We start from the raw sequence: 13,771 nt of genomic DNA on the forward strand, positions 1-13,771 counted from the left end.
TCAGTTCGTGCCGATCCGCGCCAGCAGGTCCACGATCCGCTCCTGCACCTCGGCGCTCGTCGAGCGCTCCGCCAGGAACAGGACCGACTCCCCCGAGGCCAGCCGCGGCAGCTCGGCCTGGTCGACGGCGGCGGTGTAGACGACGAGCGGCGTGCGGTTCAACTGCCCGTTCGCACGCAGCCAGTCGACGATCCCAGCCTGGCGGCGGCGTACCTGCATCAGGTCCATCACCACCAGGTTCGGCCGCATCTGCGAGGCCAGTGTCACCGCGTCCGCGTCGGTCGACGCCCGCGCGACCTGCATCCCGCGCCGTTCCAGCGTCGCCGTGAGCGCGAGCGAGATCTCCGCGTGCTCCTCGATGAGCAGCACGCGCGGCGGGTGCTGCTCCGAGTCCCGAGGCGCCAAGGCCTTCAGGAGTACGGCGGGATCGGCGCCGTACGCCGCCTCGCGCGTCGCCTGCCCGAGTCCCGCCGTCACCAGGACGGGCACCTCGGCGGCGACAGCGGCCTGACGCAGCGACTGGAGCGCCGTGCGCGTGATCGGCCCGGTCAGCGGGTCGACGAAGAGCGCGGCCGGGAAGGCGGCGATCTGCGAGTCGACCTCCTCGCGCGAGTGCACGATCACGGGCCGGTAGCCGCGGTCGCTCAGCGCCTGCTGGGTCATGACGTCCGGCGCGGGCCACACGAGCAGGCGCCGCGGGTTGTCCAGCGGCTCCGGCGGCAGTTCGTCGTCCATCGGCTGCAGACGCGGCTGGTCGGCGACCTCGACGGCACCGCCGGGACCGTCGAGCGGCTCGGGGCCTTCGTCGGCGTTCTCGTCCGGGGCCCCTATGGCATAGGACCGTCCGGCGCCATCGGTGGCTCCGGCCAGCCGCGACCCGGGGGCCTGCCCGCCCTGCGGGTGCGGCCGGGCCGCCGTCTCCGGGCGCTCGGCGGTCGGCTCGGGGGGTGTGCCGAGCTTGCGACGACGGCCGCCGCCGTTGGTCTGGTGCGGGGGAGGCGTCGGCGACTGAGGCTGTGCCTGCGCCTTCGCCTGGGGGGCCTGCGGCTGGTTCGGGGCGGGCTGGCGGCCGAACGGTACGCCCTGACCGAGCGTCCGCACGCTGATGCCGCGGGCCTGCGTCGAGTTGGGGTCGACAGGGGCCGCGGCCTCGGCGGGCAGCGGCTGAGCGACGCGCGGCTGGGCGGGGCGCTCGGGCGGGAGGGCGGTGCTCGGGGTGCCGGTGGTGCTCGGCGCGGCTTGAGCCGGTGTTCCGGGCTGCGCCGGTGCCGGTCCGGGTTGTACCGGGGTCCCGGCGCCGGGTGCGTCTTGGGCGTTCGGGTTCGCGTTCGGGTTGGCGTTCGGCCAGGGCTGCGGGGCGGGGACGCCGCCTGCGGGGGTCTCGGTGTTGCCGGGCCACGGTGCCGGTGCCGGAGTGGCGATGGGCTGGGCCGTGGCGGCGGCAGCGGCCGACGCGGGTACGGGCTGCCCGGCGGGGGCCGCGCCCGGAACCGCCTGTGCCGGAACCGCCTGCGCAGGAACTCCCTGTGCCGGAACCCCTTGCGCGGGTGTCCCCGCCGCACCCTGCTGCACCGGAGTCCGTACCGCGCGCCGCCGTCCCGTCGGGCTGGAAACGGGGTGCGGCTGGGGCGGGGTGTGATCGTCGGCCGGGTCGTGCAGCATCGTGTCGTGGCGGCCGTCGTCGGTCTGGCCGTGCGGGACTCCGGCGGCTTCGGCCTGCTGGAGGCGCTGCTGGGCCTGCTGCTGAGCCTCGATGTACTCGGGGGAGCGGTCCGCCTCCGCGGGCGGCAGAGCGAACACCGTACGGGCGCCCGCGTCCTGAGTGGCGGCACGCTCGGCCGAGGCGGCCAGCGCACGCCGACGCCGTCCGGCCGACGGCGCCCCGTCCGCGGAGACACCGGCGTCGGCAGTCCCCTGCGCGCTCACCGCGTTCTGCGTGCCGGGCGCACTCGGAGCCGCGGGCAACGCCGGAGGCAGCGCGTGCTGTTCGCCGCCCTGCCGCGCGCGCCGCCCGGAAGGCACGGGCACTCCCTGCGCGGACACCGGCACCCCCTGCGGAGGCACCGTCCCACCCAGCCCCGTACCCGCGGCCGCGGTCCCCGCATGCTCGCCCGCCATGACGACCGCGCCCTCGGAGGCGCCGCCGGCCGCACCACCGGCGACCTTGTCGGTCGAGCCCTCGACCGGGCTCGGCCGCCCGCGCCGCCGCCCGGTACCACCGGAGCCGGAGGCCCCACCGTCGCCGGAGCCCTCGACTCCCGTCCCCTGCACCGGAACCGCGACCTCGTCGGCCGAGCCGGCCGCCCGCTCCTCCGCCGTACGCCGCCGCCGACGCCCGGTGGGCGCAGCGGAGCCGTCGGCAGGAGCAGTGACAGAGTCGCCGCCGGGGGCCGGGTCGGTCTCCCCCGCGACCTCGCTCTCCAGGAAGGCGTCCACGGAGGACCGCCGGGCCCGCCGCCTGCCGCCGCCCTGGGGGGAGGCCGGCTCGGGAAGGGCGAGCTCGGAGCCGGTCACAGCGCCGGCCGGGACCGCACCGGCCCCACCGCCGATCGGCACCTCCAGCACGAACGCGCTGCCGCTCATTCCCGGCACCTCGTGCGTCTGCAGCACTCCGCCGTGCGCGCGCACCGTCCCGCGCACGATCGGCTCATGCACCGGGTCTCCCCCGGCGTACGGCCCGCGCACCTCGATGCGTACGACCTCACCGCGCTGCGCCGCCGCCACGACGACGGTGTTGTCCATGTAACCGCCCGCGGACACGGGCGCGTTGCCGGTGGCGTCGACTCCGGCGACGTCCGCGATGAGATGCGCGAGCGCGTTCGCCAGCCGCTGCGGGTCGACCTCGGCCTCGATGGGCGGCGCGTGTACGGCGAACTGCACGCGTCCGGGCCCGATCAGTTCGACGGCGCCTTCGACACCGGCCGCGACGACCGCGTCGAGCATCACGTTCGTACGGGAGATCTCCTCGGCCCCGGAGTCGAGCCGCTGGTAGCCGAGCACGTTGTCGACGAGAGTCGTGATCCGCGAATAGCCGGCGGCGAGGTGGTGGAGGACCTGGTTGGCCTCGGGCCACAGCTGCCCGGCGTCGTCGGCGGCGAGCTTGGACAGTTCGCCGCGCAGCTGGTCGAGGGGCCCGCGCAGGGACAGCGAGAGCACGGCGAGCAACTGCTCGTGCCGGGCGGCGAGGGCCTCGTACCGGTCCTTCTCACGCTCCCCGAGCGAGGCGTACCGCTCGTCGCCCGCGGCGAGTTCCTCCTCGTGCTGCTCGCGCAGTTCGGCGAGCTCGGCGGCATGCCGCTCACGCAGCCCGGCGAGTTCCTTGTCGTGCTCCTCGGCGGCTCGCGCGAGCTCCTGCTCGTGGCGCTCCTCGGCCTTGTCCTTCTCCTCGGCGAGGGTGTCGTACGGCCGCCGGTCGGTGAACGTCATCACGGCGCCGACGAGCTGGTCCCCGTCGCGCACCGGCGCGGTCGTCAGATCGACCGACACCTTGTCCCCGGACTTGGACCACAGCACCTGCCCGCGCACCCGGTGCTTGCGCCCGGAGCGCAGGGTGTCGGCGAGCGGCGACTCCTCGTACCCGAAGGGCTCGCCGTCCGCGCGCGAATGAAGGATGAGGGAGTGCAGTTCCTGCCCACCCAGATCACTGGCCCGGTATCCCAGTATCTGAGCGGCCGCCGGGTTGACGAGAACGACCCGCCCGTCCGTGTCCGTTCCCACGACGCCCTCGGCCGCGGCCCGCAGGATCATCTCGGTCTGCCGTTGCGAACGCGCGAGTTCGGCCTCGGTGTCGACGGCGCCCGACAGATCGCGTACGACCAGCATGAGCAGCTCGTCGTTGGCGGGGCCGTAGCTGTCGTAGGCCTGCTGGCCGTTCTCGAGATTCGCACTGGTGACTTCGACAGGGAACTCACTGCCGTCGGTACGCCGTGCGATCATCCGGGCCGGCTTGGTCCGCCCGCTCGGGTCGACCGTCTCGGGCCGCCGCATGCTTCCGGGGATGAGCCGCGAGTCGAACTCGGGCAGCAGATCGAGCAGTCCGCGTCCCACCAGCGCTGTGCCCGGGGCCTCGAAGGCCTCCAGGGCGATGGTGTTCGCGTTGACGACGGTCCCATTGGCGTTGACCAGCACCAACGCATCGGGCAGCGCGTCCAGTATGGCTGCGAGGCGAGCAGCGCCTCGGGATGGCCTGCTGCTCACGAGACGCTTCCTCCCTGTTACCGCACCTTGCCGACCGCGGATGCCATCTTGCCAACCGTCCCGCAGCGTGTCACGCGAGGGAGTCTACGGGCAGAGGTTGCGCTCGCGACGCCGGATGAGAGGGAGGTCGCACGTAGAACCTAGGCAGAAACCACGCAGAAGCCGTGACCGCGCATTTCGTCCCCTTCGCCCCCCTGCGGAACCATGATGTCACCGTGGCTCCGCCCTGTCCCGAGCCTGCCTCGCCCTGTCTCGAGCCCGCCTCGCTCTTGCCCCACTCCGGCCCCGCTCGGCAGAGCTCGGCATCGCTCCTGCCTCGGCTATGACCGAAGGTCGGGAAGGAGAGGTGCGAGCGCGTTCCACCGCGAGATCTGGCACCCGTCCACACGGTCGAATCTGGCGTCGACGGGTCGCCCCGCCCACGTCCCCGTGACATGCGCGGTGGCCGGACCGCCGTACTGCATCGTGCACATGGTGCCCGGCGAAACCGGGGCGAACGGATCCTTGCCCCACCGCGCTCCCCGGTCGAGCGCACCGCATGCCCCACTCACATCGGGATGACTGCCACCGTCGGGATGACACCGAAGCTCGTACGTCCCGTCCGCACCACTCCCCGAGTCGTGGACGGTCACGGTCAGCCGATCCCGGGAGTCCTCGTCGCGAGCGGGCGGGGGCATCAGGGCCAGGCCGGAGGTCGAGACCGACCCGAGGTTCGAGACCGACCCGAGGTTCGAGACCGACCCGAGGTTCGTGGGGGACCCGACGGTCGTGGCGGGCAGTGCGGTGGCCGGCAGCGCGGTGGCTGCCACGGCGGGTACGGCGGACAGCGCGGCGGCGGACGCGGCGAAGGTGAGAACAAGGCGATGCAACATGACCTGACTAACGCCACGTACCCCGTGCGGTTGCGAGCAGTTCCAGTCACTCCTGCCCCAGGTCCGCTCTCATCTCTCCTACGGCCCCTCTCGCCCTCTTCCGGCAGCCCATGCCCTCCGTCCGCTCCCGCCACATCTCGACTTTGCTCTGCGGCCTGCACGCCTAGTACCGTGGGAGGCGATTGGTGACAGCCCGCTCGGCTGTGTCATCATCTGCACGCACCACTCGCGCTCGCGCGGGTGGTTGTGCTGGAGGCGTCGCCTAGTCCGGTCTATGGCGCCGCACTGCTAATGCGGTTTGGGCCTTCAAGCCCATCGAGGGTTCAAATCCCTCCGCCTCCGCACTTTGACCAGGGAGTTCGTGCCTCACGGCATGGGCTCCCTGGTTTGCGTTCAGAGCCACGTTCAGCCCCCTGATGGCACGTTGCTGGCACCAACCGCCGAAAGGCGATTCTGGCGCGGGATGAAGGCGGCGATCCGGCGCGTGGCGTCCTCCGACAACTCCTCGGCGACGACCGCGTACACGTCCTTCGTGAAGGACACCGAAGCGTGGCCGAGCACCTCCGACACGAACTTGTCGTCGACTCCGGCAGCGATCAGCATCGTCGCCGCGCCGTGACGCAGATCATGGAAGCGGATGGGCGGCAGCGTCAGCCTGAGCGCCACCTCGACGGCCGCCTCGGACGTCCGGAACTTGCGAGCGATCCGCTCGACTGACCACTTCTCCGCGGCCTTCGCGCGGATGTTGGCGTACCGCTCAAGCAGAATCTTGAAGCGGCTCGACAGGTACTCCGGCTTCAGCGCCGTGCCGTCCTCGTAGCAGAAGACGCGGCCCGCATCCTGGTAGGCCTCGCCCCACTTCATCCGCTCTTCGAGCTTCCGCTTGTGCCAGGCCCGCAGGACGCGGACCGTCTCAGCGTCGAGCGGGATCTGTCGGTACCCGGCCTCGGTCTTGGTGTCGTCGAGCTCGTCGTCCGACTGCGCTTGTAGGACGTGCAGGCGCCGGCGCTCAAGGCTCAGGTCCTGCTCCTCGGCGCCGACCAGCTCGCCGCGGCGCGGCCCGTAGTACGCGTCCAGATGGAACGCCGGATACAGCCGCTCCTCGGAGGCCTCGGCGAAGTCGAGGAACGCGCCGCACTGGTCGGACGACCACACCATGACCTTCGCTGGGATGGCCCCGGTCTTCTCCCACTGCTCGACCCGCTCGGCCGTCCACAGCAGGGGTTTCGCGCGGCCCTGCTTGCGCTTCCCGCCCTTCGACCGCCAGACCCCGTCAGCCGGGTTGTCTGTCCGGATCTTCGACAGCTTCTGTGCGTCCGCGAGAGCCCCGTGCAGCACCGCGTGTACGCGCCGGATGCGCGACTCCGAGATGGGCCGACTGTGCAGCCGCTTCCCGTCTCGCACTGCCCGGACTTCCTGCAGCCGGCGCAGGACCTCGGTCCGCTCGGTCCGCTCGTCGGGCCGGTTGATCTTCCGCATCGCGGCGTACAGCTCGCGGATGTGCTCGTCGTCCAGGTCCACGACCTTGATGTGACCGAGGCCGGGATTCAGGTAGAGGTCGATGGCCTCGCGCTCGCTGTCGAGCGTGCTCTTCTTCAGGCCCTCGCCGGTCTCGGCCTCCGACGTCCGCCACGTGTACCGGCGTTCGAGGTACTGGCCGAGCGTGGTCTTCCGTTCGTCGTGCGCCTTCGGGTTCGCGGCCGTGCCGAGCACCCTGCCCAGCTCCTGTTTGCACTCGCGCTCCGTGTCGTACGGGCCGATGCGCGGTTGGCGGCGCTTCCCTCCGGCGGACTTCGGGGCTTCGTAGCGGGCGTACCAGCCGCCGTGTCCCTTTTTGCTGATGTCCGGGCACTGCTTGCCGAGGAGCCGTTTTGTTTCCGAGTCTCGGCACGAGCATGCCTTGTACGGCTTCATCCTTCGTCCCCCTCTGGCGGCTCGACACCGGCGCGGCCGTAGACGTCCTGGCGCGCCTCGTCGAGACTCACCCCGGTTGCGCCCGCAACGATGCGGGCCTGATCTTCGAGCGTCGTCTGTGCTGAGTAGATGCGGGTGTATTCGGCTGCGGTGAGATCCCGCAGGAGCGGGCCAGGCTCGGCGCCGGCGCGGCCCTTCACGCTGGGGCCGAGCCAGCCATCGGTGCGGGCCCGGGCAAGCCATGTCCGGACCGTGCCCTCAGGTCGGCCGAACTCAGTGGCGAGGCGCTGCAGCGCACCGGCCGGCTTGTCGGGCCGGGTCTCCCCCAGGTAGGCCACGGCAACGCGGCGCAGCAGGTCGTCACTGAGGGCTGCTCGCCCGCCGCGGCGTGGCGCTCGCTCGGCCTGCGGTGCCGCCTCCCGCTCCGGCTGCGACAGACGGGCGGCATCGGCGCGCACGTGGTTGAGGATCACGCCCACCGGCACCCGGCGCAGGAGGTTCCCGGTCACGCCGCTCAGCGTTGGCTCGCCGGGGCGGATCTCCAGGCTGTCGATGATCAGCCCGTTGGGGGCGCGCCGGACGGTCCCGGATGCTGACCAGTCGCCGGCGGGAGGCGTGCACGCGAAGGAGAAGACGTCAGGGTCATCCGTCGCCTGCACCTCGGTCGTGACCTGTGGCGAGTGGTCATATGCGGTGCCAAGCTGCACCACTTTGCCCTGCTTGGCGTCCTTCTTATTCGTCACGTCTGCATGCTCGCAGCCACGAAACGGCAAGTCAACAACGCAGCTTGCAGACATGCTTGACACGCAAGTCATCAGGGCTGCAAGCTGTCTACATGACCGAAACGGTTGCGGAGAGAATCCGCTCCTTCCGACAGGTGCGCCCGGAGCTCCCGGCGCCCGCCGAGCGAAAGGCTGTCCGTGAAGCGGCCGGCCTGACACTCGCGCAGGTCGGCTCCGCCGTCGGAGTCACGGCGCAGGCGGTCGGGCTGTGGGAATCCGGGCGTCGCACGCCTCGGGGCACGCTGCTCGACAGGTACGCCGAAGCCATCAGCGCCATGCGGGAGTTGGCATGACGGCCGCATGGACGCGGGAAGCCGTCGAGGCGCTCGGCCCGACGACGGACGTGCCGACCATGGCGTCGATCTTGGACGTTCACAAGGACACGATCTACGCCTTGATCCGGCGCGGCGAGTGGACCGCGACGCGGGTGCTCCCGCTCGGCCGGAAGCTGAAGATCCCGACCCGCGATCTGGTCGACCTTCTGTACCCCTCGGAGCCTGCCTTGCAGGTCAGCCCTGCCGTGCCATCACAGTGCCAGCACATCGAATACCCGCAGGTCACAGCCAGCACACCGCATGCCTCATGCGGTTGTACCCCTGTGGAATCGGCGGTGATCCGCCCTCTCCGGGGCGCGTGAGAGCGGCCCCCATCTGGATTGCCGTCCAGACAGGGGCCTGACGCCAGCCCATCCCAGACACGACGAAACCCCGGGCACATCGCTCGCCAGCGACCCGGGGCTCGTACTCACAGAACGGAACAACGCCGTGGCCATGGTGACACATCGGGCCGACAGCGCGCCCGCGGTCCCAGCGAGGGCCGACGAGTGACAGGCCGCACCGCCGCCGGACCCCTGGCCACCACGGCGGCCAGGGAATCCGACGAGCGAGACCGCGAGCAGCTGCTCGCGCAGTACCACCGCGAACGCGCACGGCGCTCCCTCGTGCTCGACAGCATCCGCGCCCACCTCGACGAGCAGCCCTCCCCGCGGGCCGTCCGCGCCTGCGCCCGGAGATGGGTCGCTGACCTGCTCGCCATCGCCGAGCAGGCCGCGAAGAACAAGAAGGAAGCCTCCGAGTGAACGACGAGCAGCCGCCGCTGACCGCAGACCCGGAAGCGATCCGGGCGTGGCTCGACACCGTGTTCCGCCACGTGGCCGGGCAGCTCAGCATCGCCGCCGCCGTCGGCAAGGGGAAGCTGGTCTACGACTTCTTCCCCACCACCGACGAAGGCCGAGCAGCGGCGGTGAAGTACGCCGTGAGACTCGACCGCCGCAAGCCGGAGGGCATCTACTTCCAGTCCACCACCGTGGCCACACGGCCGCCGGAGGGGCGCGGCGGGGAGGCGGCGACCCATGGCCTTACTCACCTGTGGGCGGACGGGGATCACGGGACCCTCGGCCACAAGCCGGGCCCAGACGACTTGCCCGCACCTCCGGACGCCGAGGCGATCGTCAAGGTGGTTGCCGAGTCGCCGCTTCCCGAACCCACCGGGTGGACCGAATCGGGTGGCGGCTACAACCCCGTGTGGCTGCTCGACGGGGCGTTCATCATCGAGAGCGACGACGACCGGGCGCGGGTCAAGGATCTGACCGTCGGCGTACAGGCGATCCTCGGCGCGCAGGCCTACCAGTATGGGTGGTCGTGGGACACCGAGGTCGGAAACCTCGACCGACTGATGAAGCTCCCGGGCACCGTCAACCGCAAGCCGAACTGTCCCGAGCGCATGGCCAAGATCGGCCCGAGCAGCGGTGTCCTGTACGACCTTGCCGAGCTGGCTGCGCTCATCACGGAGCACGCGCCCCCAGCGTTGGAAGTTCTGGAGCGGGCGGACCGGGAGAAGCAGGAACGTAAGGCGCAGCGGAAGGGTGAGCCTTTGGCCCCGCCGCGGAGCGAGCGGCCTGCCGGCCTGCACACCGGTGACGGACCGCTCGACGTCCTCGCCGACATGCTGACGTTCCGGGAGATTCTCGAACCCGAGGGCTGGACGTACGCCAGGCACAGCGGCGGGTGGGAGCAGTGGCTTCGCCCCACCGCAGGCGGTGATGCGCCGAGCAGTGCGTACAGCCTGAAGTGCAATGACCACGTCGCGGTGAACTGGTCCGAGCGCTCGGACCTGCCGGTCGGTCAGCTCCCGTCGGGGCGGAAGCTCACGATCGGCACCCTGTGGTCGCACCTCCACTACGCGGGGAACACCTCGGAGGCAGCGCGCGACATCATGCGGGCGGCGGCCGGACGACAGACCCGAGGCGCCGCCAGTCGCCTGCCCGTGACGGTCCTCGCCGAGGTGCAGCGGCGGTGCATGCCGGACGGGCCACACGAGCGCGATACCGAGGCGAGCCTTCGCGCACTGATCGCAGACGACCCATGGGACGGACCGCAGGACGAACCCTCGGAGGAACCCGGCGAGCAGTCCAGCGGCCCCACAGACCGGCTCCCCGAAACCTTCTGGAGTGCCACGGCCGTACTCCGTCAGATCCGTCAGATGGCCCAGGCCCGCCGCACCTCCCCGGATGCGGTCCTTCATGCGGTGCTCGCCCGCACCGCATCCATGGCCGACCCCACCGTCCGCGTAGACAGCGGCATCCACCAGCCAGCAACCATCGGTTGGTACTGCGGACTGTTCGGACCATCCGGCGCCGGCAAAGGCCAGGCCGAAAAGGCGGCCAAGGAACTCACCCCGTTCCCGAGCATCGACCTCGCGTACATCGACATCTCCACCGGGCAGGGACTCATCTCCGCCTACCTCGACCTGGAGACCGACCCCGAGGACGACAACGGGAAGAAGAAGGTCCTGGTGCAGAAGAGGACCCGCGGCTACGCCCTCGCCACCGAAGGCAGCGTCCTCGACGCCATGGCGCAGATGTCCGCCGCCGCCTCCCTCAATGGCGTCCTGTGCAAGGCGTGGATGAGCGAACGGCAAGGCACCTCGAACGCCGAGGTCGAGCGCCGCAGAGCCCTACCCGAGGACGCGTACACCCTGTCCATGTCGCTCGGCGTGCAGGAGGAACCCGCGGCGAAACTGCTGGAGATGGGGTCCATCGGCCTCCCGCAGCGCCTCGCCTGGGCGCACGCCACCCTCGGCCCCGACACCCCGAAGCAGCGGCCGGCCACTACGGGACCCGTCACCGTCACCGCCCGAGACAGATCCGAGACCCCCGTCACCACATGGGTGGCCTACCTCCGCAACATCACGATCAAAGTGCCCGAGCACGTCACCGAAGAACTCGACGCCCTCGCGCTGGAGATCTCCTTCGGGCGTGGCGCCGCGTTCCCCCTCGACACGCACGAGCCACTGTGGCGCCTGAAATGCGCGGCGCTCGTCGCCCTCCTGCACGGGCGAACGACCGTCACGGGCGAGGACTGGGACATGGCCAGCGTGATGTGGCAGACGTCCAGGAACGTCCGCGACCGCGTCCAGGACGCGGCGCAGCGGCGGACGCGTGCCGAGGCGGACGCGCGCCGGGCCGAGGCAGTGCTGACTGCCGCGGAGTCTCAGGCAGCGGTGTTCGAGGTCGTCAACGGCACACACCCGTCCGTAGTCAACGTCGCCAAGAGAGCGCACCGCTACCTCGCCCGCCAGGGCGGCGAGGTGCCAGCGCGGGACGTCAACAGGTCGTGTGTGGCGACGAAGGACCGTGCCAGGTACAGGGCTTCCGGAGCGACGGAATCCCTGTGGTCGGCGGCGCTCAGCTACGGGTGCGAACAGGGCTGGCTGGTGGCGCTGGCGGATGGAGCTGCCCTGACTGCGGGTTCGACTGCCCCGGAGTAGACGCAGTCACTGACGGTGCTGTCGGAACGTCGGAACCGTCGGAACCAAAGTTCCGACAGCACCTCTCCGCAGATTCGGACATTACAAGACAAAACAATCGAGTTGAGACTCACGCGGTACGCGAAAGCCCAGGTCGCTCCGCGAACCGCTGTCGGAACCTTCGGGTTCCGACACCCAGAGTTCCGACACCACAGACAGTCACAACAGGCTGCTACGGAAGCAGGAGCCCCATGGACCCCGAGCACACCGACTACCTCGTCGGCGACGTCGACCCCAACGCCCTCGCTGCCGCGTACCGGTGCGGCCACTGCAACAGCGAGACCGGCACCCGCACCGACGACACCGGCTTGGTGCACGTCACCGTCCACCACGACGCCGGATGCCCGGTCCTGGTCGGCGCGCTGCCCTCTACGCCCGACGTGGTGCGCGCCCTCGCGGGCCACGTGCCCGACACCTTCCGCCGGTGAGGGGGCACCGCATGCCCGCCAGCAGCCTCACCCCCCGCCTCGACCTGCTCGGCCAGGATGCGCGCGCCCTCTGGCTCGCCGGAGCCAGCCAACACGACGTCCTGCTGCACGTCGTTGTCGGCCTCGGCGGCTGGACCCGCACCGACGAGAACCACCTCGAACTCCTCGACGCGCTGACGAAGGTCAGGGAGCGCATCGAAGCCACGACCCCGCCGTGAGCCGTGCCGCGCATCCGGTTCCACCTGTCCCGCGCGCGAGGCACCCCAGACTTCCGGCCGTCACCCGGCGGCTGGCCAACCCGAAGGAGAATCACCATGCACCGCAAGACCATCACCGGCGTGGACGACTTCACCGCCACCCGGATCACCGCTCTGTGGGACAGCGTCATCCACAGCATGATCGAGGGCCTCGACACTGACCTCTTCTACGCCAGGGAGGAAGAGACCCTCAACATCGAGGAGTTGAAGATCCTGGCGGAGACGGAGACTGCCCTCCGGCGCCTCGACAGCGGCGAGCAGCAGGGAAGCCCCGTCGTGTTCCGGGACGCCGTACAGGGCTGGCTGGCCTACTTCTTCCGCCACGCGGAGACGCCGGTCGGCATGAACCTGGCCCCGGTCTACCGGCTGGCCGCCGAACTCTCTGATCTCGCCGAGGTGATCGAGCAGGCGGAGCGGGCTGCGGAGCCGAACGATCCGTGGGCGGTCGGTGCTCCGGCATCCGCCTGACCTCCGCAGACGGCCGGGCCCGCGGTCATCGGGCCCGGCCACCCTCAGGATCCCATCGGCCTGGTCGTCTCCGGACGGCCGGGCTTGGCTGGTTCCCGGAACTCGTACGAATGCGTAGAGCACAAGATTTCACTAGGTAGGAGGTGGTCCCTGTGGCGGAGACGGAGCGGCTCGACGGGCGGGACGGGAAGATCTGGACTGCGTATGTCGGGGGTGCCACCCAGGAGGCGATCGCGGCCGAGCATGGCATCTCGCAGCAGCGTGTGAGCCAGGTCCTCGCCGAGGTGCGCGACAGCATCGGCGAGGCGGTGCGGATGGATGCCGCGCTGCTCGCGCAGGAGCGCGCAGACGCCTTGTTGGCGGCGGTGTGGCCGGCCGCACGCGAGGGCGATACGAAGGCTGTGCTGGCCGCGTTGCGGGTGTTGGAGCGGATGGCGAAGGCGACGGGTACCGATGCGGTGGAGCCGTTGCGGGTGACGCTGGAGCGGCGGCTGGATCTTGAGGGTGCGCTGATTGGTGAGGCGCTGGGCGCGGCGCTGGACGCGGTGCCGGAGTTGAGCCACGAGCAGAGGGTGGCGGCGCTGACTGCGGCGCAGGCGAAGTTGCTGGGTGAGGATCCGCCGGCCCGGCCCTCGCCGGTGGCGCCGGAGCCTGATCTGACGGTGGACTTCCGCAGGTTCGCGGCGGAGAACGGGTTCGATCCAGATGAGGAGGACGACGATGACGACGCCGAGTGAGCCGACCGTGGAGGAGCGGGAGGAGCAGCTGGCCGCGTTGCGGAAGCGGGTGCGGCGGGCGGCGAAGCGTGGGGACAAGGCGGAGTTCGACCGGCTGTCGGCCGCGTACGCCTCGCTGAAGGCCGAGCACGTCACGAAGGTGCATGAGGAGTACGTGGCGGAGCGGCGGGCCGCGAGGGTGGTAGCGCGTCCTCCGGTGGCGGGTGAGGCCGAGCGTTGGCGGCGTGCGATCCGTCGCCGGTATGGGGCGGGGATGACGGCGGTGATCTGGCGGCCTGGTTCCCGGGTTTCCCGGTAGGTGGCGCACAG

Annotated in this window: 13 protein-coding genes and 1 tRNA gene; 10 read left to right on the forward strand and 4 right to left on the reverse strand. The window is 70.9% G+C overall.

The genetic code is table 11. The features are described from left to right. Entirely contained in the window at window positions 1-4,197 is a 4,197-nt protein-coding gene (locus tag OG246_RS09490; RefSeq protein WP_266458687.1) for a PAS domain-containing protein, read from the reverse strand. Window positions 4,198-4,517: 320 nt separating this feature from the next. Further along, window positions 4,518-5,069, reverse strand: a complete 552-nt coding sequence (locus tag OG246_RS09495) for an SSI family serine proteinase inhibitor (RefSeq protein WP_266458697.1) — start codon at window positions 5,067-5,069, stop codon at window positions 4,518-4,520. 251 nt (window positions 5,070-5,320) lie between these two features. Here OG246_RS09495 and OG246_RS09500 point away from each other — a divergent pair. Further along, window positions 5,321-5,411, forward strand: a tRNA-Ser gene (locus tag OG246_RS09500). Between the two features lie 63 nt (window positions 5,412-5,474). Here OG246_RS09500 and OG246_RS09505 read toward each other — a convergent pair. After that, window positions 5,475-6,983 carry a site-specific integrase gene (locus OG246_RS09505; RefSeq protein WP_266458700.1) on the reverse strand — a complete coding sequence of 503 codons (1,509 nt, stop codon included), beginning with the start codon at window positions 6,981-6,983 and terminating at the stop codon, window positions 5,475-5,477. Beyond that, a complete protein-coding gene (locus tag OG246_RS09510; protein ID WP_266458703.1) occupies window positions 6,980-7,726 on the reverse strand; it encodes a hypothetical protein in 747 nt (248 codons plus the stop codon). Before OG246_RS09510 ends, OG246_RS09505 begins: the two co-directional genes overlap by 4 nt. Before the next feature lie 92 nt (window positions 7,727-7,818). Between OG246_RS09510 and OG246_RS09515 the strand changes: the two genes are divergently transcribed. The 9 genes from OG246_RS09515 (at window position 7,819) to OG246_RS09555 (ending at window position 13,760) form a co-directional block, all read left to right on the forward strand. Continuing rightward, entirely contained in the window at window positions 7,819-8,058 is a 240-nt protein-coding gene (locus tag OG246_RS09515; RefSeq protein ID WP_266458706.1) for a helix-turn-helix transcriptional regulator, read from the forward strand. Then, on the forward strand, window positions 8,055-8,402 hold the full coding sequence (locus OG246_RS09520; RefSeq protein ID WP_266458709.1) for a helix-turn-helix domain-containing protein: 348 nt from the start codon (window positions 8,055-8,057) through the stop codon (window positions 8,400-8,402). Before OG246_RS09515 ends, OG246_RS09520 begins: the two co-directional genes overlap by 4 nt. A gap of 186 nt (window positions 8,403-8,588) precedes the next feature. Further along, window positions 8,589-8,843, forward strand: coding sequence for a hypothetical protein (locus OG246_RS09525; protein WP_266458711.1), 255 nt, complete (start codon window positions 8,589-8,591; stop codon window positions 8,841-8,843). Further along, entirely contained in the window at window positions 8,840-11,533 is a 2,694-nt protein-coding gene (locus tag OG246_RS09530; RefSeq protein WP_266458713.1) for a hypothetical protein, read from the forward strand. The genes OG246_RS09525 and OG246_RS09530 overlap by 4 nt, the downstream gene beginning before the upstream one ends. 230 nt (window positions 11,534-11,763) lie before the next feature. Next, entirely contained in the window at window positions 11,764-12,000 is a 237-nt protein-coding gene (locus tag OG246_RS09535; protein ID WP_266458715.1) for a hypothetical protein, read from the forward strand. 11 nt (window positions 12,001-12,011) lie between these two features. Continuing rightward, entirely contained in the window at window positions 12,012-12,218 is a 207-nt protein-coding gene (locus OG246_RS09540) for a hypothetical protein (RefSeq protein ID WP_266458717.1), read from the forward strand. Between the two features lie 96 nt (window positions 12,219-12,314). After that, window positions 12,315-12,725, forward strand: coding sequence for a hypothetical protein (locus tag OG246_RS09545; protein ID WP_266458718.1), 411 nt, complete (start codon window positions 12,315-12,317; stop codon window positions 12,723-12,725). Window positions 12,726-12,877: 152 nt separating this feature from the next. Then, on the forward strand, window positions 12,878-13,462 hold the full coding sequence (locus OG246_RS09550; RefSeq protein ID WP_266458719.1) for a hypothetical protein: 585 nt from the start codon (window positions 12,878-12,880) through the stop codon (window positions 13,460-13,462). Continuing rightward, window positions 13,446-13,760: a hypothetical protein gene (locus OG246_RS09555; protein WP_266458722.1), complete on the forward strand. Its 315-nt coding sequence runs from the start codon at window positions 13,446-13,448 to the stop codon at window positions 13,758-13,760. Before OG246_RS09550 ends, OG246_RS09555 begins: the two co-directional genes overlap by 17 nt. The last annotated feature ends 11 nt before the right edge of the window (window positions 13,761-13,771 follow it).

It is taken from the genome of Streptomyces sp. NBC_00620, assembly GCF_026341825.1.
Lineage (GTDB): Bacteria > Actinomycetota > Actinomycetes > Streptomycetales > Streptomycetaceae > Streptomyces.